This is a genomic window from Streptomyces sp. NPDC059861 (assembly GCF_042731435.1).
GTDB lineage: Bacteria > Actinomycetota > Actinomycetes > Streptomycetales > Streptomycetaceae > Streptomyces.
In genome coordinates, this window is the sequence record NZ_JBHWJQ010000006.1 from 54,065 (window position 1) to 74,734 (window position 20,670).

Here is a 20,670-nt window from a genome sequence, read left to right on the forward strand (position 1 = left end):
GGGGTCGCGGGGGTGGCCGGGCCCGGGGGGGGCCCGGCCGGGGGGGGCCTGGGACTTTTAGGGGGGGCCGGCCGGGGCGGCCGGCCGCCGGGGCCCCAGGGAAACCGTTTAACAGGTACGCGCCCCCGCCCCATAGGATTGGGCCCAAACCACTCACACTCACCCCAGAGGATCGCTGCATGCCTGGCATCACGCGCGAGGAGGTCGCCCACCTCGCCCGGCTGGCGCGTCTGGAGCTGAAGCCCGAAGAGCTCGACCACTTCGCCGGCCAGCTGGACGACATCATCGGCGCGGTCGCCCGCGTCAGCGAGGTCGCCGACCAAGACGTACCGCCGACCTCGCACCCGCTCCCGCTGACGAACGTCATGCGCCCGGACGAGGTCCGCCCCTCGCTCACCCCCGAGCAGGCGCTGTCCGGCGCCCCGGCCCAGGAGCAGCAGCGTTTCAAGGTGCCGCAGATCCTGGGGGAGGAGTAATCCGCATGACGGACGCAATCATCACCCTCACCGCCGCCGAGACCGCCGCGAGGATCGCCTCCGGCGCGCTCACGGCCGTCGAGGTCGCCGAGGCCCACCTGGCCCGCATCGAGGCCGTGGACGAGAAGGTCCACGCCTTCCTGCACATCGACCGCGAGGGTGCCCTCGCCCAGGCGCGTGCCGTCGACGCCAAGCGCGAGCGCGGCGAGAAGCTCGGCCCGCTGGCCGGCGTACCGCTGGCGCTGAAGGACATCTTCACCACCGAGGGCGTCCCGACCACGGTCGGCTCCAAGATCCTGGAGGGGTGGATCCCGCCGTACGACGCCACTCTCACCAAGCGTCTGAAGGACGCCGACGTCGTCATCCTCGGCAAGACCAACATGGACGAGTTCGCCATGGGGTCCTCGACCGAGAACAGCGCGTACGGACCCACCGGCAACCCCTGGGACCTGACCCGCATCCCCGGTGGCTCCGGCGGCGGCTCCTCCGCCGCGCTCGCCTCCTTCCAGGCCCCGCTCGCCATCGGCACCGACACCGGCGGCTCGATCCGCCAGCCGGCCGCCGTCACCGGCACGGTCGGCGTGAAGCCCACCTACGGGGCCGTCTCGCGCTACGGCATGGTGGCGTTCTCGTCCTCCCTCGACCAGGGCGGGCCCTGCGCCCGTACGGTCCTGGACGCGGCGCTGCTGCACGAGGTGATCGCCGGGCACGACCCGATGGACTCCACGTCGATCGACGCCCCGGTCCCGCCGGTCGTCGAGGCCGCCCGCAACGGCAGCGTCGAGGGCATGCGCGTCGGCGTCGTCAAGCAGTTCCGCGGCGAGGGCTACCAGGCCGGTGTCATCCAGCGGTTCGACGAGTCGATCGTGCTGCTCAAGGAACTGGGCGCCGAGATCGTCGAGCTGGACTGCCCGTCCTTCGACCTGGCCCTGTCGGCGTACTACCTGATCGCCCCGTCCGAGTGCTCCAGCAACCTCGCCCGCTTCGACGGTCTGCGCTACGGCCTGCGCTCCGGTGACGACGGCACGCGCTCGGCGGAGGAGGTCACCTCCCTGACCCGCGAGGCGGGCTTCGGCCCCGAGGTCAAGCGCCGCATCATGCTCGGCACGTACGCCCTGTCGAGCGGCTACTACGACGCCTACTACGGCAGCGCCCAGAAGGTCCGCACGCTGATCACGCAGGACTTCGAGAAGGCGTTCGAGCAGGTCGACGTGATCGTCTCCCCGACGACGCCGACCACCGCCTTCCCGATCGGCGAGCGCATCGACGACCCGATGGCGATGTACCTCAACGACGTCTGCACCATCCCGACGAACCTGGCGGGCAACGCGGCCATGTCGCTGCCCTGCGGTCTCGCCCCGGAGGACAACCTGCCGGTCGGGCTGCAGATCATCGCCCCCGCGATGAAGGACGACCGCCTTTACAAGGTGGGCGCCGCCGTCGAGGCCGCCCTCGTGGAAAAGTGGGGACACCCGCTTCTGGAGGAGGCTCCGTCGCTGTGAGTGCACTGACCAAGGCCAAGGGCTTCAAGAAGTCCAAGTCCGGTACGTACCTGTCCATGGCCGCCACCGCGTTCGGCGCGATCGGCGTGGCCAAGCAGATCAAGAAGGCCCGTGCCGAGAGCGACACGCTGCGGCTCGTCGACGCCGTCGTGACCGCCGCCGGTGTCGTGACCGGCCTCGCCATGCTCTACCGCGAGCTGAAGCGGCTGGGCGACGACGACGTCCTGCTGGGCTGAGAGGGAAGTTTTCACCGTGACCACCACGACCGACCTGGTGTCGTACGAGGACGCGCTGGCGTCGTACGACCCCGTCATGGGCCTTGAGGTCCATGTCGAACTCGGCACCAGGACCAAGATGTTCTGCGGCTGTTCGACCGCGCTCGGCGCCGACCCGAACACCCAGACCTGCCCCGTCTGCCTCGGCATGCCCGGCGCGCTGCCGGTCGTCAACGCGACCGGCGTCGAGTCCGCGATCAAGATCGGCCTCGCGCTGAACTGCGAGATCGCCGAGTGGTGCCGCTTCGCCCGGAAGAACTACTTCTATCCGGACATGCCGAAGAACTTCCAGACCTCCCAGTACGACGAGCCGATCGCCTTCAACGGCTACCTCGACGTGCAGCTGGAGGACGGCGAGACCTTCCGCGTGGAGATCGAGCGCGCGCACATGGAGGAGGACACCGGCAAGTCGACGCACGTCGGCGGCGCCACCGGCCGTATCCACGGCGCGTCCCACTCCCTGCTCGACTACAACCGCGCCGGCATCCCGCTGATCGAGATCGTCACCAAGCCGATCGTCGGCGCGGGCGAGCGCGCTCCCGAGGTCGCCCGTGCGTACGTCCGTGAGCTGCGCGAACTGATCCGTGCGCTCGGCGTCTCCGAGGCCCGCATGGAGATGGGCCAGATGCGCTGCGACGTCAACCTGTCGCTGATGCCCAAGGGCGCCGAGAAGTTCGGCACGCGCAGCGAGACGAAGAACGTCAACTCGCTGCGGTCCGTGGAGCGCGCGGCCCGCTTCGAGGTCCAGCGGCACGCGGCCGTGCTGTCGTCCGGCGGCACGATCGTGCAGGAGACCCGCCACTTCCACGAGGACACGGGGTCCACCACCTCGGGCCGCGTGAAGGAGGAGGCCGAGGACTACCGGTACTTCCCGGAGCCCGACCTGGTCCCGGTCGCGCCGTCCCGCGAGTGGGTCGAGGAGCTGCGTGGTGGGCTTCCCGAGCTGCCGCTGGTGCGCCGCAACCGGCTCCGCGACGACTGGGGCATCTCCGGCACCGAGATGCAGGCGATCCTCAACGCCGGTGCGCTGGACCTGATCGTCGCCACGATCGAGGCCGGCGCCGACGCGGCGTCCGCCCGTAAGTGGTGGATGGGGGAACTGGCCCGGAGCGCCAACGAGTCGGGCAAGGCCCTGGACGAGCTGGCGATCACGCCCGCTCAGGTCGCCCGTGTCACCGAGTTGGTGACCACCGGCGACCTGAACGACAAGCTGGCCCGCCAGGTCATCGAGGGCGTCCTCGCGGGCGAGGGCACTCCCGACGAGGTCGTCGACAAGCGTGGCCTGAAGGTCGTCTCCGACGAAGGCGCCCTCGGCACTGCCGTCGACGAGGCCATCGCCGGCAACCCGGCCATCGCGGACAAGATCCGCGGCGGCAAGGTGGCCGCGGCCGGCGCCCTGGTCGGCGCGGTCATGAAGGCCACCCGGGGGCAGGCCGACGCGGCCCGCGTCAAGGAGCTGATCCTTCAGAAGCTGGGCGTCGGCGAAGGCTGATCCACCGTGTTGATCGGGGGGCGTGGCGATCTTGCCGCGCCCCCCGTCATTTGCGCAGGTGCGAGCCCGCTACGCTCGCCCGCCATGAGTGGACGTGCTGATTCCGAGACGCCCCCCGAGACTGCCGAGGCCCCGGCCGAGGCCGAGCAGGCCGCCGAGGACGCCGAGGACACTGAAGACGCCGAGGCCGAGCAGGCCGCCGAGGACGCCGAGGACGCCGGTGATCCGGTGGGGGAGGCGCGGCGGGCCCGCTGGGCCGCCGCCGGAACGGGCGGGCTGCTGACGGTCGTAGGGGCGGCGGCGTCCGTACTGCGGGCCATGGACGCCGCACCGGCGCTCGTACCGGCCGCCTACGCCCTCGGGGCGGCCGTCTGCGCGGGTGCCGCGGCGCTCGGGTCGCGGGGGCGCACCCGGCGGGCGCTGTGGCTGCTGGTCGGTGGAGTGATGGTGATGGCGTTCGGAGACCAGGTCGACTGAGGGGCGACAGAGTTCAAGCGAGTGTCCTGTGAGCTGCCTCCCATTCCCGTGAATAAGCGCACGAAATCACCCAACGATCAATTCTCCCTGTAACAGTGGCTGTGCATTGCTCATGCGTTCTTTGCGGGCCGTTCAGTACATGGACGACTGTTCCCGGTCAAAGATCCACAAGTCATATCTTGGGAGCACGTTCGTGGCAGCCCTCGCCCGGTGGTGTGTTCGGAACCGTTTGGCCACGGTTCTCCTGTGGCTCCTCGCCTTCGGCGGGGTGACCGCGGCCGCCGCCGTGGCCGGAACGGCGTACTCGAACGACTACCAGGTCCCCGGCACCGAGTCGGACAGGGCAGGGCAGCTGCTGAAGGAGGGCTTCCCCGACCTGGGCGGCGCCGCCGGAACGGTCGTCTGGCACACGGGGTCCGGCACGGTCCGCGCCGCCGACGTCGAGCAGACGATGACCCGCGCGCTCCAGTCCATGGCCCAACTGCCCGGCGTGGCCACCGTGGTGAGCCCGTACGACGGTCAGGGCGCGGCCCAGATCAGCGAAGACGGCCGCACGGCGTACGCCGCCGTCGCCTTCGACGCCCAGCCCGAGAACATCGTCGAGTCCGAGGCCAGGGCCGTCGTGGACATCGCCGAGGACGCCGAGGCGGACGGGCTCCAGGTGGAGCTGGGCGGCACCGCCCTCGGGGTCACCGACACCTCCGGCGGGCATGTCGCCGAGATCGTCGGCGTGGCGGTCGCCGCGGTCGTGCTGTTCGTCGCCTTCGGCTCGCTGATCGCCTCCCTGCTGCCCATCGCCACCGCGCTGGTCGGCGTCGGCACCGCGTACGCCGGGATCGCGCTGCTCGGGCACGCCATGACCGTGGCCGACTTCGCGCCCGTGCTGGGCGTGCTGATCGGGCTCGGCGTGGGCATCGACTACGCGCTCTTCATCGTCACCCGGCACCGGCGCGGACTGAAACGCGGCCTGAGCGTGCCCGAGGCGGCCATCGCGGCCGTCACCACCACGGGACGGGCGGTGGTGTTCGCGGGCGCGACCGTTTGCATCGCGCTGCTGGGGATGCTGATACTCCAGCTCGGCTTCCTCAACGGCGTGGCCATAGCGGCCTCGCTGACCGTGCTGCTCACCGTCGCGGCCTCCGTCACCCTGCTGCCCGCACTGCTGTCCTTCGCCGGGATGCGCGCGCTCAGCCGCCGTGAACGCCGCCGGCTGGAGGAGCACGGCCCCGAACCCGAGCTGCCCACCGGGTCCGCCGCCCGCTGGTCCGCCTTCGTCGAACGGCACCCCAAGAAGCTCGGCGCCGTCGCGCTCGCGGTCATCACCCTGCTCGCCCTGCCCACCCTCTCGCTCCGCCTCGGCACCTCCGACCAGGGCAACAACCCCGAGTCGACGACGACCAGGCAGGCGTACGACCTCCTCGCCGAGGGCTTCGGACCCGGCGTCAACGGCCCCCTCACCCTCGTCACCAAGATCCACGGCGCCGAGGACCGGCTCGCCGCCGACAGCCTCGGCAGCGCCCTGCGCGACACCGAGGGCGTCGCCGCCGTGGCCCCGGTGATGTTCGACTCCGGCGGCCACACCGCGTACCTCACCGTCGTACCCGAGTCGTCCCCGCAGTCCGCGAGCACCAGTGAGCTCGTCGACCGGCTGCGCACCGAGGTGCTGCCACGTGCCGAGGCCGGCACCTCGCTCGACGTGCACGTCGGCGGCGTCACCGCCGGCTACGACGACTTCGCCGAGGTCATCGTCGACAAGCTGCCGCTGTTCATCGGCGTCGTCATCAGCCTCGGGTGTGTGCTGCTGCTGCTCGCCTTCCGGTCCGTCGGCATACCGCTGAAGGCCGCCGCGATGAACGTCGCCGCCGTCGCCGCCTCGTTCGGGGTGGTCGTCGCGATCTTCCAGTGGGGCTGGGGCAGCGATCTGCTCGGCCTCGGCCGCGCGGGCCCGATCGAGCCCTTCCTACCCGTGATCCTGGTGTCGGTGCTCTTCGGGCTCTCCATGGACTACCAGGTCTTCCTGGTCAGCCGAATGTACGAGGAGTGGCTGGAGACCGGTGACAACCGGCGGGCCGTCCGGATCGGCCTCGCCGAGACCGGCCGGGTGATCAACTCGGCCGCGGTCATCATGATCTCGGTCTTCCTCGCCTTCGTGCTCAGCGGCGACCGTGTGATCGCCATGTTCGGCATCGCCCTGGCCGCCGCCGTCGCCCTTGACGCCTTCGTGCTCCGCACCCTGCTCGTTCCCGCCCTCATGCACCTGCTCGGCGGCGCCAACTGGTGGCTGCCCCGCCGGCTCGACAAGTACCTGCCCCGGATCAGCATCGAGCCGCCCGAGTGCCGTGCCGCGCAGGAAAATCTCCCGGTCGTCGAGGCCGAACGTGAGAAGCTCACGGACGTCGTGGACGTACTGGAGAAGGAGCGGCGTTCGGATGTACGAGATATCCCTGGGTGACAACGGAGCCCGGCTGCGCCCCCTGGAGCCATGGCACGCCGAGGAGTTCCTCGCCCATCTCGACCGCGGGCGGGACTTCATCACCCAGCACATCCCGTTCGGCTCCAAGGTCACCGACCTCGACTCCGCCCGTGGGCTCCTCCAGTCGTACGCCGACAAGCGAGCCGCCGACACCGGCTCCCTGCACGGCGTCTGGCTGGACGGCAAGCTCGTCGGCGGCGTCCTCTTCCGCGTCTTCGACGCCGCCACCGGGGTCTGCGAGATCGGCTGCTGGCTGGAGCCGGCCGCCACCGGACGCGGCCTCGTCACGCGCGCGTCCCGGGTACTGATCGACTGGGCGTTCGGCGAGCGCGGAATGCACCGCGTGGAATGGCACGCGGCGTCCGGCAACACCGCCAGCATCAACGTGGCGCGACGGCTGGGCATGACCCGGGAGGGCGTGCTGCGCGAGACCTTCCCCTGGCGGGGCGTGCGGCAGGACTACGAGATCTGGGCGGTACTGGCGCCGGAGTGGGCCGGGGCACGCGCGCGTGACGCTCACAGCGATCATTAAGGAACCTCTCAGACAGCGTCCGTACGGTGCGGGGCATGGGAACCAAGACTGTGGACGAGACCCCCGCCGAGACCCCCGCCGAGACCGGCACCGAGGCCGGGGCGAAGACCGACGAGGAGCAGGTCGGGACGGCGGACGTCACCGCCACGGCGGACGGCACCAGCCCCGCCGCCGAGGACGGTGACGAGCGGCCCGAAGCGGTCCAGGCCGCGCAGAGCGGCCCCACGGGCGTCGGCCAGGGCGCCGGTGCCGTCGTCTCCGCCGCGCTCGGCGTCGTCTCGCTCACCGGCAGCTGGGTCGGCACCGTGGCCTCCGCGCGCGAGTCGCTGATCGGCCAGATGCAGACCTCGCAGTCCGCCGACGTCGCGACGATGGTCAAGGAGGGCTACGGCGACGCCTGGGCCGCCAACGCCCTGTGGGCCGGTGTCTTCGCGCTGGCCGCGCTGATCGCCGGTGTCGTGGTCCTGGCCCGCCCCGCGTTCGGCACCCCCGGCAGGCCGCAGGCGCCGTGGATCAAGTCGGTCGCCTGGGGCGGTGTCTCCCTCGGCGTGATCGGCCTGCTCCTGGCCGTCCTGAAGTACACCGGCGTCCTGCTCGGGCTGCCCGCAACGAGCTGAACCCCGCAGTTCCTGAGGGGTCTTAGGGCGCGCGTGAGGCACTTACACGCTCCCTGGGACCCCTCACACGCGTCTAAGGCCCCGCCCGCCTCGCAAGATGCGGAATTCTCCCGATGTGGCGGACCCCCCTGGGGAACGAAGGTGGAGGCATCGCGGCAAGCGATGACACCCACCGGATCTCCAGGGGAGACGAGATGTTCGAGTACGAGCTGTCCCAGGCGCGTTCCGCCGACCTGCTGCGCCGGGCGGCGCACGAGCGCAGGGCCCGGGAGGCCGTGCGCCTCGCCCGCGCAGCCCGCCACGAAACCGCGCCCCACACCGCGCAGAGCGAGTCGCATACCCGCAGCAAGCGACGGCACCGGCCGCCACGGGTCGCGTGAGCACGGGAGCTGGGGCCTCATGAGCGCGGCCGGGCACGGGGGGCCGCCGACGCGCGGGGCGGCGGGGGGCCGGGCGACCGGCGCCCGCCGCCCCGCAGTCGCGGCACGTGAGGAGACCGGCGCCCGCGAAAGGCGCCCGCGGGCGCCGCGTCCCCTGCCGAAAACCGGTGCCGGGTTGTCGGACCCCCGTGCGATGCTCGGGGGCGTGGAGACCAGGTCCGTCAGTCCGGTGTTCGTCGGCCGCGCCGAGGAATGGGACACGCTGAACGACGCGCTCGCCCGTGCCGCGGCGGGCGAGCCGCAGGCGTTGCTGCTGGGCGGTGAGGCCGGTGTCGGAAAGACCCGCCTCGTCGAGGAGTTCGCCACCGCGGCCGCCGGCAAGGGTGCCGTGGTCGCCCTCGGCGGCTGTGTCGAGATCGGCGCCGACGGGCTGCCCTTCGCCCCGTTCTCCACCGCGCTGCGCGCACTGCGCCGTGAGCTGCCCGCTGAGCTGGCCGCCGCGGCAGCCGGCCAGGAGGAGGAACTGGCCAGGCTGCTGCCCGAGTTGGGTGACTCGGGCGCGAGCCGCCACGACGAGGAGGGCATGGCCCGCCTCTTCGAGCTCACCGCCCGCCTCCTGGAGCGCGTGGCCGCGTGCCGTCCGGTCGTCGTGGCCCTGGAGGACCTGCACTGGGCCGACGCCTCCACCCGCCATCTGCTCGCCTATCTGTTCCGCACCCTGCGCACCGGCCGCCTCGTCGTCCTCGCCACCTACCGCTCCGACGACATCCACCGCCGCCACCCGCTGCGCCCCCTGCTCGCCGAACTCGACCGGCTGCGCACGGTCCGGCGCATCGAGCTGCCCCGCTTCAACCGCGAGGAAGTGGCCCGCCAGATCGCCGGCATCCACGCCGCCGAACCCGAACCCACCAGGGTCGAGGCGATCTTCCAACGCTCCGACGGCAACGCCTTCTTCGTCGAGGAACTCGCCGTCGCCGCCCACGAGGGCTCCTGCAACGGCCTCACCGACTCGCTGCGCGACCTGCTCCTGGTCCGTGTCGAGGCGCTGCCCGAGAGCGCTCAGCGGGTCGCCCGGATCGTCGCCGAGGGCGGCTCCACCGTCGAGTACCGGCTGCTGGCCGCCGTCGCCGGGCTCGCCGAGGACGACCTCATCGAGGCGCTGCGCGCGGCGGTGAACGCCAACATCCTGCTCGCCGCCCCCACCGGAGACGGGTACCGCTTCCGCCACTCCCTGGTCCGCGAGGCCGTCGGCGACGACCTGCTGCCCGGCGAGCGCTCCCGCCTCAACCGCCGCTATGCCGAAGCCCTGGAGGCCGACCCGAGCCTCGTCCCCGCCGACCAGCGCGTGACCCGCCTGGCCAGCTACTGGTACCAGGCGAACGACGCCGCCAAGGCCCTGCCCGCCGTCCTCGCCGCATCCGTCGCCGCCCGCCGCCGCGACGCCTACTCGGAGCAACTGCGGCTCCTGGAAAGGGCGATGGAGCTGTGGGACGCCGCCCCCGCGGACGTGCGTGCCGGGCTGCGCCCCGTCGACTACACCGCCTCCTACCCTCCCTGCGGCTGCGACACCGCGACCACCCCGCTGCGCTATCTCGACCTGATGGCCGAGGCCGCCGTCGCCGGCCGCTTCTGCGGCGAACGCGAACGCGCCCTGAAGATCATCCGGCGTGCGCTGAGCATCCTGGACGACGAGGACGACCCGCTGCGCGCCGCCTGGTTCTGGACCCAGCGCTCCCGGCTCGTCCAGGCACTGGCCCGGGGCGACGGCTGGCAGGAACTGGCCACCGCGCAGGACCTCCTGCGCGGCCTGCCGCCCTCCGAGGTGCACGCCGAGGTCCTCACCAACGTCGCCAACTGGTCGATGCTGCGCCAGCCCGGCCCCGAGGCGCTTGCCGCCGCCGAGCGGGCCGTGCAGTACGCGCGCATGGTCGGCACCCGCGAGATAGAGCTGAACGCCCGCCTCACCCTCGGCAGCCTCACCGCCGACGCGGGCAACACCGAGGCGGGACTCGCCGAGATGTACGAGATCAAGGAACGGGCCCTCGAGGAGGGCTTCCCCTATGTCGCCGGACGCGCGTACGTGAACCTGCCCGCCGGACTCGAAGCCGTCGGGCGCTCCCGGGAGGCCACGGCGATCCTGGAGGAGGGCACCGCCTTCGCCCGGCGGTTCGGCCTCCTCGACACCGAGGCCTGGGCGTGGTCCAACCTCTCCGAGTCGCTGGGCAACCTCGGCCGCTGGCAGGAGGCCGCGCAGGCCGCGCGGAACGTCTTCCGGCACGGACGCAGCGCCAAGCCCCAGGGCTCCGGCGCCATCTGCTTGGCGCAACTCGCTCTGGGTCGGGGCAAGGTGGCCGATGCGCAGCGCCAACTGGAGGCCGCCCACGCCGCGTTCGGCTCGCACGACCCCATGCCTCAGCAGTGGCTGCCCATGGCCGCCATAGCCGTCGGCATCGCCGCCTCGGAAGGCCGCCTCCTCGACGCCCGCGCCGAACTCAACGCCGCCCTGGACGCCGGCACCCCGCCCGGCACCCAGCAGTACGGCTGGCCCCTGCTGGTGGCCGCCGCCACCGCCGAGGCCGACGCCCGCACCCTGCCCGCCGCCGAGCAGGGCCGCGCCGAGACGCTCGACCGAATCCTCAACGCCGCCAAGACGCTCAGCACCAAGGCGCCCATCTGGCTCGCCCACGAGCAGTGGGTCCGCGCCGAACTCCAGCGTGTCGAGGGCAGCGCCACCGCCGACACCTGGACGCCGGTCGTCACCGCCTTCGAGCAGCTGGAGCGCCCCTACGACCTCGCGCGCGTCCGCCACCGCCTCGCCGAGGCGCTGCTCGCCACCGACGCCGCGGATCACCGCGACCGCGTCACCGAGCTGCTGCGCCTCGCCCACGCCGTCGCCGACCACCTCGGCGCCCGCCCCCTCACCGACGCCGTCGCCCTCCTCGCCCAGCGCGCCCGCCTCAGCCTGGCCCCGGCCCCCGGGCCGAAGTCGGCCGCCGACCCCGCCGAGACCCTCGGCCTCACCTCCCGCGAACGCGACGTGCTCCGCCTGGTCTCCGACGGCCTCACCAACCGCCAGATCGCCGAGGAACTCTTCATCTCCCCGAAAACGGCCAGCGTGCACGTCTCCAACATCCTGGCCAAACTCGGCGTCTCGGGCCGGGGCGAGGCAGCGGCGGTGGCGCACCGGCTGGGCCTGTTCCCCTCCGGGACGCGCATGGCGCGGACCACGCCGACGGCGGGCTGAGGCTTACGCTGAAAGCGACCCGGCCGAGGGAGGCCCCGTGTTCAACCTCTTCGAGGAACTGTTCGCACCCGGCCGTAAGCACACCCGGGACGAGCAGAACCGCCTGGAACTGACCCGGGAGGACGTCGGCGACAGTGACCCGGGCCGGGGCCCCAAATAGACCTCGCCTCCGGGAAGGTGGTCGTCCGGCCTCCGGAGCCCGCCGAGGACGAGGAGCCCCAGGGGCGGCCCTAGCTGACCTCCAGCTCCAGAATCCGGTCGTCCCCGGCCTCCGGGGACCCCCTGCCGTCGGTCTCGCTCGTCACCAGCCACAGCTTGTCGCCGCCCGCCGCGAGGACCGTGCGCAGACGGCCGTGCTCACCCTCCAGGAAGGCCTGGGGGTCGGCCGAGGCCTTCGTGCCGTCGAGGGGGATGCGCCACAGGCGCTCGCCGCGCAGGCCCGCCATCCAGACGGAGCCCTCGGCGTAGGCGATGCCGCTGGGGGAGGCCTCGTCGGTGCTCCACTCGGCTGTCGGGTTGCGGTACCGCGAGTCGTCGGTCCTGCCCTCCACCTCCGGCCAGCCGTAGTTGCCGCCGGGCTCGATCGCGTTCAGCTCGTCCCAGGTGTCCTGGCCGAACTCCGCGGCGAACAGGCGCTGCTTGCTGTCCCAGGCGAGGCCCTGCACATTGCGGTGGCCGTACGAGTACACAGTCGAGTCCGCGAACGCGTTCCCCGGGGCCGGCTCGCCCTCCGGGGTCATGCGCAGGATCTTGCCGCCGAGTGACTCCTTGTCCTGGGACAGGCCCTCCTCGCCGCTCTCGCCCGTGCCCGCGTAGAGCATCTTGTCCGGGCCGAAGGCGATCCGGCCGCCGTTGTGGATGAAGCCCTTGGGAATGCCCCGGAAGATCGTGTCGGGGGCGCCCAGCTGCTGGCCGGAGGGCTTGTCACCGTCGTACAGCATGCGCACGATGCGGTTGTCCGAGGCCGAGGTGTAGTACGCGTAGACCATGTGGTCCGAGGCGTGGTCCGGCGAGAGGGCGATGCCCAGCAGACCGCCCTCGCCCTCCGGCGAGACCCCGGGCACCTCGCCCAGCTCGGTCTTCTTTCCCGTCTCCGTGTCGACGCGCGTGATCGTGCCCTCGTCGCGGGAGGAGACCAGCAGGTCGCCGTCGGGCAGGGCGGCGAGGCCCCAGGGGCTCTTGAGGCTCTCGGCGACCGTGCGCACGACCTTGACCGTGCCCTTCGCCGGCGGGGTCTCCTCGGCGGGCTGTCCGGCGGGGGAGGACTGCGCCGCCGTACGACCCGGCGTCGCGGTCCCGTCCGGGGGGCCACCTGCCCCGTCGTCGGAGGAGCAGCCGGCCGTGAGCAGGAGGGTGGCCGTGGCCAGGACGGCCGTCACAGCTCGACGTTGCACGATCATGGTCCCTTCGACGCGGCGAGTTCTACCTGTCATACACCGCTCGCGCCTCACAGGTTCCCGGTCGGGCGATCCCGAACCGAGGACGACGCCGGCGGATCGCGAAGTCCCAGTTCAGTCGATCGTGCTGGGGAGAGCCGGACTCAGCGCTCGGGAAAGCTGGATTCAGTCCTCAGTCCTCGCCCGCAGTCCTCGCCCTCAGTCCTCAGCCGTCAGTCCCAGGACCCCTGTGCCCCCGGAAGCCCCGACACCTCCGCCAGATCCTCCGTCGTCAGGCGCACCCGCTCAGCCCCGGCGTTCTCCGTCACCCACCGTTCCCGCTTGGTCCCTGGCACCGGCACCACGTGCCGTCCCTGGGCCAGCACCCAGGCCAGAGCCACCTGGGCAGGGGTGACGTCCTCGCCGTGGCGGGCGGCGACGCGGCGCAGACCGGCCACTATCGGCTGGTTGGAGGCCATCATCTCCGCCGTGAAGCGCGGGTGGCGGGCGCGCATGTCGTCCGGTTCGAAGCCCTCGCCCGGGATGAGCGTGCCGGTCAGGAAGCCGTTGCCGAGAGGCATCGCGGCCAGGAAGCCGATGCCGCGGGCGTCGCACCACGGCAGCAGCGTGTCCAGTGCCTCCGGCGACCACACCGACAGCTCCGCCTCGACCGCGCTCACCGGAAAGACCTGCTGCACCCGCTGCAACTGGCGGATCGTCGCGTCGTGCAGCCGCGTCCCCAACCGGCGTCCGCCCCGCGCCCCCATGGCGCACAGCCCCAGGGCCCGCACCTTCCCCATCTGCACGAGTTCCGCCATCGCGCCCCACGTCTCCTCGACGGGGACCTCCGGGTCCGCCCGGTGGAGCTGGTAGAGGTCGATCACGTCCGTCTGCAGCCGCCGCAGGGAGGCGTCGCAGGCACGCTTCACATACCCGGGACGGCCGTTGGCCACGATGTGCTGCTCGCCCACCAGCAGCCCCACCTTGGTCGACACGAAGGCATCGGACCGCCGCTCCTTCAGCACCCGCCCCACCAGCAGCTCATTGGTGAAGGGGCCGTACATGTCGGCCGTGTCCAGGAGCGTCGAGCCCAGATCGAGCGCCCGGTGCACGGCCCTCAGCGACTCGTCGCCCCGCTGCCGTGACGTGCTGTACGCCCAGCTCATCGGCATGCACCCGAGTCCGACGGCCCCCACCGCGAGCGCCGCCGCGCCGATCGTCCTGCGCTCCACCTGCCCGTAACCCTCCCTCTCCTGGCCCCCCAACCTAACCTCCGCCCGGCCCCGCCCCTCACTTAGCCTCATGACCATGACTGCTGACGTGTGGCTGCCCATCCCGCCGGAGGACATCGAGGGACTCCCGGACGGGCCGACGTACCGCTTCTGGAACGGGGGCGAAACGTTCCCCGCGGACCCCGGCGACTGCTCCTTCTACGTCGTCCCCTACATGAAGCCCTCCGGGGTCGGCGTACGGCCGCTGTCCCGGATGACCTCCGTGGAGGTCGTGCAGACGCTCTCCGCCGGAATCGATCATGTCGAACCGGGGCTGGGAGACCTGCCCCCGGGGGTGCGCCTGTGCAACGCGCGCGGGGTGCACGAGGCGAGCACCGCGGAGCTCGCGCTCACCCTGATCCTCGCCTCACTGCGCGGGATTCCGGACTTCGTCCGGGCGCAGGACCGGGGCGAGTGGCTCAGCGGTTTCCGGCCGGCGCTCGCCGACCGGAATGTGCTCATCGTCGGCTACGGCTCGATCGGCGAGGCCATCGAGGACCGGCTCACGCCCTTCGAACTCGCGCGGGTGGCGCGCGTCGCGCGCTCAGGGCGCACCACGGCGCGCGGTCCCGTGCATCCGCTCACCGAACTGCCCGCACTTCTGCCCAAGGCGGATGTCGTGATCCTTTCCACGCCGCTGACCGAAACAAGCCGGGGGCTGGTGAACGCCGAGTTCCTGGAGCGGATGAAGGACGGCGCGCTGCTCGTGAACGTCGCCCGTGGGCCGGTCGTGGACTCCAAGGCGCTGCTCACGGAGCTGGAGAGCGGCCGGATCACCGCGGCCCTCGACGTCACCGACCCGGAGCCGCTCCCGGCCGGACATCCCTTGTGGCAGGCGCCCGGCCTGCTGATCAGCCCCCATGTCGGCGGTCCCACGTCCGCGTTCCTGCCGCGCGCCAAGCGGTTGCTCGTGGACCAGTTGCACCGTTTCGTGAACCGGGAGCCGTTGCGCAACGTGATCCTTACGACGGGCGCGGAGGATGCGTAGAGCGGTCGGCGTGGGCGACGTGTGACCTGACTCGGGCACCCTCCGCAATCGTCCGGACGCGGTCCGTTCCACGTTCGTGCTGGTGGTCACGGAGCGTAGAGAAGCTATGTCCCTGAGTGACGAGACTGGTGTATCGTCCCGACAGGGGCTGCGCCGTGCACCGTTCGGCGCCGGGGATGGACATTTCAGACTGCGAGGGGGGCGACGGGCGATGCACGGCCTATGGACGAACGATCCGACGAGGCGGGGCCGCCGACGGCGGCCCTGGCGCACGGCCACGCGAGGGCGAGGCCAGCACGCCAGCCACGGCGGGCACCACCAGCGCAGGCTCAACAGCCGCAGCCAGCAGGCACAACGCGCGCCCCGGGACCCACGGGGCCCGGGAGTGGTACGGACCGGGAGGCCTCGGTGAACTCGCCCTCGCCGACCACGACCACCCTCGACCAGGCGCTGCGACGGCCCTCCGCGCCGGGCGCCCTGCTGCCCCGGCCGCCGGCCACCCGCGGCGGGTCGAGCGTGTACCAGCAACTCGTCCTGGCCCTGCTCTGCGCGGGCTACGCCGTCGGCTCCGCGGTCGGCTGGGGCTCGCCCCATCTCGCCCTCGTCATGGGCGACTTCGGGCTGAGCGCCGCCGCCGCCGCGGCCGCCGTGTCGTGCTTCCTGTACGCGCACAGCCGGCGCGTCCGGTTCCGCTCCGCCTGGCTGCTGTTCGCCCTGTCCTCGGCGATGGCCGCCCTGGGCAACGGGGTCTGGGGCTGGTACGAGGTCGTCCTGGGACAGCCCGTGCCCAGCCCCAGCTACGCCGACCTGTTCTTCCTGTGCTTCGCGCCGCCCGCGATCGTGGGCCTGCTGGTCCTCGCCAAACGGCCGGTGACCAAGGCCGGCTGGGTCTGCCTCTCCCTGGACGCCTGGCTGATCGGCGGCTCCCTGGTCACCCTGTCGTGGAGCCTCGCGCTCGCCCAGGCGGCCCAGGGCCGCGGCCCCGGCGTGGCGCACGCCGCGCTGTCGCTGGCGTACCCGCTGCTGGACATCGCGCTGGTCAGCATGGTGCTCGCGCTGCACTTCAGGCGCTCCGGCGCCAACCGCTCCGCGGTGAACACCGCGATCGGCGCACTCGCCCTGACCGTGATGTGCGACGCCCTGTTCACCTCACCGCTGCTGCACGACAACTACCACTCGGGTCAGCTGCTGGACGCGGGATGGTTCGCCGGCTCGCTGCTTCTGGCGTACGCCCCCTGGACCACCCGGCGCCCCGGGCAACCCGGGGACGAGCCGCACGCGCGTGTGGTGCACGAGCACGTGCCGGGGCAGCGGGGGAGCGCCCCACCGCACCCGCCCGCGCAGCAGGGCGAGCACAGCCGGTATCCGGCCACCCGGCCGCTCACCGGCTCGCTGGCCGCCCTCACGCCGTACCTCGCCGCCGCCGTCTGCACGCTGGGGATCCTCTACAACGTTCTCAATGGCCGCAGCGTCGACCGCGTCGTGCTGCTCACCGGCGGCACGGTCGTGCTCGCGCTGGTGGTGCGCCAGGGGATCATGCTGCTCGACAACATCACCCTCACCCAGGAACTGGCGCAGAAGGAGAACCACTTCCGCTCCCTGGTGCAGGGCTCCAGCGACGTCATCATGATCGCCGCGCCCAACGGCATCCTCCGGTACGTCTCGCCGGCCGCCGCCGGGGTCTACGGACGCCCCGCGGAGGACCTGGTGGGGAGCGAACTGGCCGAGCTGATCCACCCGGAGGACCTGGGCTGCGTGGTGCACGAGGTGCGCCGCTTCCTCGCCGCCAGCCCCCAGGAGGAACCCACCACCCGCATCGAGTGCCGATTCCGGTCCGGCGATGGGGGCACCTCCCGCTCGAGCGAAGCCGAGAGTGGGGGAGGCTGGCTGAACGTCGAGTCGACGGTCAACCGGCACCACGGCGGCCTGATCTTCAACAGCCGGGACGTCACCGAGAGGGTCCGTCTGCAGGCGCAGTTGCAGCACAACGCCGAGCACGACCCGCTCACCGACCTGCCCAACCGCGCGCTGTTCACCCGGCGCGTCCAGCAGGCCCTGTCCGGCCGCCGCAGCACCGACCGCGGCGCCGCCCTGCGAGGCACGGCCGTGCTCTTCATCGACCTGGACGGGTTCAAGGCCGTCAACGACACGATCGGGCACCAGGCAGGGGACGAGCTGCTCGTCCAGGCCGCGCGCAGGCTGCAGGAGGCGGTCCGCAAGGGCGACACCGCGTCCCGGCTGGGCGGCGACGAGTTCGCGGCCCTGATCGTCGGCGACGGCGCCCGGGACCGGTCCGCCCGTGAACGGCACATCCTGGAGCTCGCCGACCGCCTCAGGGTGACGCTGTCACAGCCCTACCTCATCGACGGCAACGATGTGCGTGTCGCCGCGTCCATCGGCGTCGCCTTCGCCGAACCGGGCCTCGGCGCGGGCGAGCTGCTGCGCAACGCCGACCTTGCGATGTACCGCGCGAAGTCGGCCGGCAAGGGCCGCGTCGAGCTGTACAAGCCGCAGATGCAGCAGGACGTCGTACGCAAGGCCGAGCTGGCCACCCGGCTGCGGGCCGCGCTGCACGACGGCGAGTTCACGCTGCTGCACCAGCCGGTCGTGCGCCTGGAGGACGGCCGCATCACGTCGGTCGCCGCGCAGGCGCGTTGGCGGTCGTCGCAGGGGGTGCTGTTCACGCCCGCGGAGTTCCTGCGGGTGGCGGAGGACAGCGACAGGACGGCCGAGCTGGGGCGCTGGGTGCTGGAGGAGGCCGTGGAGCAGGCCGCCGAACGCGCCGCGACCGGCCACGCCGTACCGGTGACCGTCCGGATGGCCGCCCGCCGGCTGCTGGACCGGTCGCTGCCCCTCGGCTCCGTCGAGGCGCTGCTGACCCGGCACGGGCTGCCGTCCGGCGGGCTGGTCATCGAACTGTCCGACATCGATGCCAAGATCTGTCTGGAGGACCTGGAGCGTCGCCTGGGCACCCTCAGGAGGCTCGGGATCCGGATCGCGCTGGACGGCTTCGGCGGCGGCTGCCCGGCCATCACGGCGCTGCGCAGACTCCCGCTGGACGTGCTGAAGCTCGACCGGGGGCTGGTCGAGGGCGTCGTCGAGTCCGCACGGCTGCACAAGATCACCAGCGGGCTGCTGCGTATCGCCGGCGATCTCGGTCTGCAGTCCGTGGCGGACGGCGTGGATCTGCCGGAGCAGGTCGTCGCCCTGCGCGCGATGGGCTGCACGCACGGGCAGGGCATGGCCTTCTCCGGGCACCTCGACGAGTACCGGCTGCGCCGTGCGCTCACTTCCGGCCATTGTCCGGTGCCGAACGGGCCGGCCGAACCCGCCTTCGCGGGCGGCGCCGCGGGCGGGTACTCCGGCGGTGTGACCACCGTCTTCGGAGGTGGCGCACCCGTGACCACACCCGTCGGCCCACCCCTCGCCACTCCGTTGCGCTCACATGATGAGACTCCCGTCCCACCTACTTGACAGTGGGTGCGCGGCAGGGGGAGGGTCAGTGCCATGCGCACCCGAATTCTCGTACTTGGACAGCGCGTCGGCTGAGCTGGGACCCACCGGAGGACGATCCGGGACACCCAGCGACCACACCGGCGCGCTCCCCTCGCTTGCCTTACGGCACGAGGGGTTTTTTGTTGCACAGGCACCTGCCGTACTGCAGTCGTACACCGTACAAACCTCGCAAAAACCCTCAGCATCGAGAAGAGAATGCCGATGACCGAGCAGGCCACCGGGGCCCATCACCCGCAGCCGCGGCCCCGATCCGGAGGACAGTCCGCCCCCGAGCACGTCACGGGCGCGCAGTCCCTCATCCGCTCTCTCGAGGAGGTCGGCGCCGACACGGTATTCGGCATCCCCGGCGGTGCGATCCTCCCGGCGTACGACCCGCTGATGGACTCGGGCAAGGTCCGCCACGTGCTGGTGCGGCACGAGCAGGGCGCCGGTCACGCGGCCACCGGCTACGCGCAGGCCACCGGCCGGGTCGGCGTCTGCATGGCGACCTCCGGCCCCGGCGCCACCAACCTGGTCACGCCGATCGCCGACGCGCACATGGACTCCGTGCCGCTGGTCGCGATCACCGGCCAGGTCGCCTCCAAGGCGATCGGCACGGACGCCTTCCAGGAGGCGGACATCGTCGGCATCACCATGCCGATCACCAAGCACAACTTCCTGGTCACCAAGGCCGATGACATCCCCCGGGTGATCGCGCAGGCGTTCCACATCGCCTCCACCGGCCGCCCCGGACCGGTCCTGGTCGACATCGCCAAGGACGCCCTCCAGGCGCGGACCACGTTCTCCTGGCCTCCGATCATGGACCTGCCCGGCTACCGCCCGGTGACCAAGCCGCACGCCAAACAGATCCGTGAGGCCGCCAAGCTGATCACCTCCGCCAGGCGGCCGGTGCTGTACGTCGGCGGCGGCGTGCTCAAGGCCAAGGCCACCGCCGAGCTGAAGGTCCTCGCCGAGCTCACCGGCGCGCCCGTCACCACCACCCTGATGGCGCTCGGAGCGTTCCCCGACAGCCACCCGCTGCACGTGGGCATGCCCGGCATGCACGGTGCGGTCTCCGCCGTCACCGCCCTGCAGAAGGCCGACCTGATCGTCGCCCTCGGCGCCCGCTTCGACGATCGCGTCACCGGCAAGCTGGACAGCTTCGCCCCGTACGCCAAGATCGTGCACGCCGACATCGACCCGGCCGAGATCGGCAAGAACCGCGAAGCCGACGTGCCGATCGTGGGGGACGCGCGCGAGGTCATCGCCGATCTGATCCAGGCCGTGCAGAAGGAGCACAGCGAGGGCCACCGCGGCGACTACGAGGCCTGGTGGAAGGACCTCAGCCGCTGGCGTGACACCTACCCCCTCGGCTACGACCAGCCCGAGGACGGCTCGCTCTCCCCGCAGCAGGTCATCGAGCGCATCGGCCAACTCGCCCCCGAAGGCACGGTCTTCGCGGCCGGCGTGGGCCAGCACCAGATGTGGGCCGCGCACTTCATCCGGTACGAGAAGCCCGCCACGTGGCTGAACTCCGGCGGCGCCGGGACGATGGGGTACGCCGTCCCCGCAGCCATGGGCGCCAAGGCCGGCGCGCCCGACCGGGCCGTCTGGGCGATCGACGGCGACGGCTGCTTCCAGATGACCAATCAGGAGCTCACCACCTGCGCCTTGAACAACATCCCGATCAAGGTCGCCGTCATCAACAACGGCGCCCTCGGGATGGTCCGCCAGTGGCAGACCCTCTTCTACAACCAGCGGTACTCCAACACCGTGCTGCACTCCGGCCCCGACGACGTCAACCCGCAGGCCCGGGGCACCCGTGTCCCCGACTTCGTGAAGCTGTCGGAGGCCATGGGCTGCTACGCGATCCGCTGCGAGGACCCCGCCGACCTCGACAAGGTCATCGAGGAGGCGAACTCGATCAACGACCGCCCGGTCGTCGTCGACTTCATCGTCCACGAGGACGCGATGGTGTGGCCGATGGTCGCCGCCGGTACCTCCAACGACGAGATCATGGCCGCCCGGGACGTCCGCCCGGACTTCGGCGACAGCGAAGACGACTGAAGAGA

Annotated in this window: 15 protein-coding genes and 1 pseudogene; 14 read left to right on the top strand and 2 right to left on the bottom strand. The window is 71.8% G+C overall.

From position 1 onward, the window contains the following. Positions 1–179 precede the first annotated feature (179 nt). From gatC to ACFV6X_RS07225, 11 genes and pseudogenes are all read left to right on the top strand, one after another. A complete protein-coding gene (gene gatC / locus ACFV6X_RS07175) occupies positions 180–476 on the top strand; it encodes an Asp-tRNA(Asn)/Glu-tRNA(Gln) amidotransferase subunit GatC (RefSeq protein ID WP_004925108.1) in 297 nt (98 codons plus the stop codon). Between the two features lie 5 nt (positions 477–481). After that, positions 482–1,978, top strand: coding sequence for an Asp-tRNA(Asn)/Glu-tRNA(Gln) amidotransferase subunit GatA (gene gatA / locus ACFV6X_RS07180; protein WP_385378878.1), 1,497 nt, complete (start codon positions 482–484; stop codon positions 1,976–1,978). Beyond that, a complete protein-coding gene (locus tag ACFV6X_RS07185) occupies positions 1,975–2,214 on the top strand; it encodes a hypothetical protein (protein WP_365452781.1) in 240 nt (79 codons plus the stop codon). The genes gatA and ACFV6X_RS07185 overlap by 4 nt, the downstream gene beginning before the upstream one ends. Positions 2,215–2,230: 16 nt before the next feature. After that, positions 2,231–3,745 carry an Asp-tRNA(Asn)/Glu-tRNA(Gln) amidotransferase subunit GatB gene (gatB, locus tag ACFV6X_RS07190; protein WP_385378881.1) on the top strand — a complete coding sequence of 505 codons (1,515 nt, stop codon included), beginning with the start codon at positions 2,231–2,233 and terminating at the stop codon, positions 3,743–3,745. A gap of 84 nt (positions 3,746–3,829) precedes the next feature. After that, complete coding sequence (locus ACFV6X_RS07195; protein ID WP_385378884.1) at positions 3,830–4,222, top strand: hypothetical protein; 393 nt, start codon at positions 3,830–3,832, stop codon at positions 4,220–4,222. Positions 4,223–4,415: 193 nt separating this feature from the next. Next, positions 4,416–6,674 (top strand): MMPL family transporter, encoded by a 2,259-nt coding sequence (locus ACFV6X_RS07200; protein WP_385378887.1) that lies wholly within the window; start codon positions 4,416–4,418, stop codon positions 6,672–6,674. Beyond that, complete coding sequence (locus ACFV6X_RS07205; RefSeq protein WP_385378890.1) at positions 6,652–7,227, top strand: GNAT family N-acetyltransferase; 576 nt, start codon at positions 6,652–6,654, stop codon at positions 7,225–7,227. Before ACFV6X_RS07200 ends, ACFV6X_RS07205 begins: the two co-directional genes overlap by 23 nt. A gap of 35 nt (positions 7,228–7,262) precedes the next feature. Further along, entirely contained in the window at positions 7,263–7,844 is a 582-nt protein-coding gene (locus ACFV6X_RS07210) for a hypothetical protein (protein WP_385378893.1), read from the top strand. A 194-nt stretch (positions 7,845–8,038) separates the two neighbouring features. Further along, positions 8,039–8,224 carry a hypothetical protein gene (locus tag ACFV6X_RS07215; protein WP_385378896.1) on the top strand — a complete coding sequence of 62 codons (186 nt, stop codon included), beginning with the start codon at positions 8,039–8,041 and terminating at the stop codon, positions 8,222–8,224. A 193-nt stretch (positions 8,225–8,417) separates the two neighbouring features. Further along, positions 8,418–11,468: an AAA family ATPase gene (locus ACFV6X_RS07220; RefSeq protein ID WP_385379299.1), complete on the top strand. Its 3,051-nt coding sequence runs from the start codon at positions 8,418–8,420 to the stop codon at positions 11,466–11,468. 37 nt (positions 11,469–11,505) lie between these two features. Beyond that, positions 11,506–11,702 (top strand): annotated as a pseudogene (locus ACFV6X_RS07225) (DUF6191 domain-containing protein). Here the strand turns inward: ACFV6X_RS07225 and ACFV6X_RS07230 are convergent. Next, the gene (locus tag ACFV6X_RS07230; protein ID WP_385378899.1) at positions 11,699–12,868 is read right to left on the bottom strand and encodes a PQQ-dependent sugar dehydrogenase; all 1,170 of its coding nucleotides are present in this window, start codon (positions 12,866–12,868) and stop codon (positions 11,699–11,701) included. The pseudogene ACFV6X_RS07225 and the gene ACFV6X_RS07230 sit on opposite strands and share 4 nt — an antisense overlap. 209 nt (positions 12,869–13,077) lie before the next feature. After that, on the bottom strand, positions 13,078–14,076 hold the full coding sequence (locus ACFV6X_RS07235; protein ID WP_385378902.1) for an aldo/keto reductase: 999 nt from the start codon (positions 14,074–14,076) through the stop codon (positions 13,078–13,080). 76 nt (positions 14,077–14,152) lie between these two features. On the opposite strand from ACFV6X_RS07235, the gene ACFV6X_RS07240 reads away from it, so the two are divergent. From ACFV6X_RS07240 to ACFV6X_RS07250, 3 genes are all read left to right on the top strand, one after another. Continuing rightward, positions 14,153–15,103 (top strand): 2-hydroxyacid dehydrogenase, encoded by a 951-nt coding sequence (locus ACFV6X_RS07240; RefSeq protein ID WP_385378905.1) that lies wholly within the window; start codon positions 14,153–14,155, stop codon positions 15,101–15,103. 408 nt (positions 15,104–15,511) lie between these two features. Then, positions 15,512–18,577, top strand: a complete 3,066-nt coding sequence (locus tag ACFV6X_RS07245) for a putative bifunctional diguanylate cyclase/phosphodiesterase (RefSeq protein ID WP_385378908.1) — start codon at positions 15,512–15,514, stop codon at positions 18,575–18,577. A gap of 237 nt (positions 18,578–18,814) precedes the next feature. Beyond that, complete coding sequence (locus tag ACFV6X_RS07250) at positions 18,815–20,665, top strand: acetolactate synthase large subunit (RefSeq protein ID WP_385378911.1); 1,851 nt, start codon at positions 18,815–18,817, stop codon at positions 20,663–20,665. Positions 20,666–20,670 lie beyond the last annotated feature (5 nt).

Excerpts from the sequence above, each read along its gene's own strand:
- gatC (WP_004925108.1), top strand. The coding sequence starts at position 180 with ATGCCTGGCATCACGCGCGAGGAGGTCGCCCACCTCGCCCGGCTGGCG.
- gatA (WP_385378878.1), top strand. The coding sequence starts at position 482 with ATGACGGACGCAATCATCACCCTCACCGCCGCCGAGACCGCCGCGAGG.
- ACFV6X_RS07195 (WP_385378884.1), top strand. The coding sequence starts at position 3,830 with ATGAGTGGACGTGCTGATTCCGAGACGCCCCCCGAGACTGCCGAGGCC.
- ACFV6X_RS07205 (WP_385378890.1), top strand. The coding sequence starts at position 6,652 with ATGTACGAGATATCCCTGGGTGACAACGGAGCCCGGCTGCGCCCCCTG.
- ACFV6X_RS07210 (WP_385378893.1), top strand. The coding sequence starts at position 7,263 with ATGGGAACCAAGACTGTGGACGAGACCCCCGCCGAGACCCCCGCCGAG.
- ACFV6X_RS07215 (WP_385378896.1), top strand. The coding sequence starts at position 8,039 with ATGTTCGAGTACGAGCTGTCCCAGGCGCGTTCCGCCGACCTGCTGCGC.
- ACFV6X_RS07220 (WP_385379299.1), top strand. The coding sequence starts at position 8,418 with ATGCTCGGGGGCGTGGAGACCAGGTCCGTCAGTCCGGTGTTCGTCGGC.
- ACFV6X_RS07230 (WP_385378899.1), bottom strand. The coding sequence starts at position 12,868 with ATGATCGTGCAACGTCGAGCTGTGACGGCCGTCCTGGCCACGGCCACC.
- ACFV6X_RS07240 (WP_385378905.1), top strand. The coding sequence starts at position 14,153 with ATGACTGCTGACGTGTGGCTGCCCATCCCGCCGGAGGACATCGAGGGA.
- ACFV6X_RS07250 (WP_385378911.1), top strand. The coding sequence starts at position 18,815 with ATGCCGATGACCGAGCAGGCCACCGGGGCCCATCACCCGCAGCCGCGG.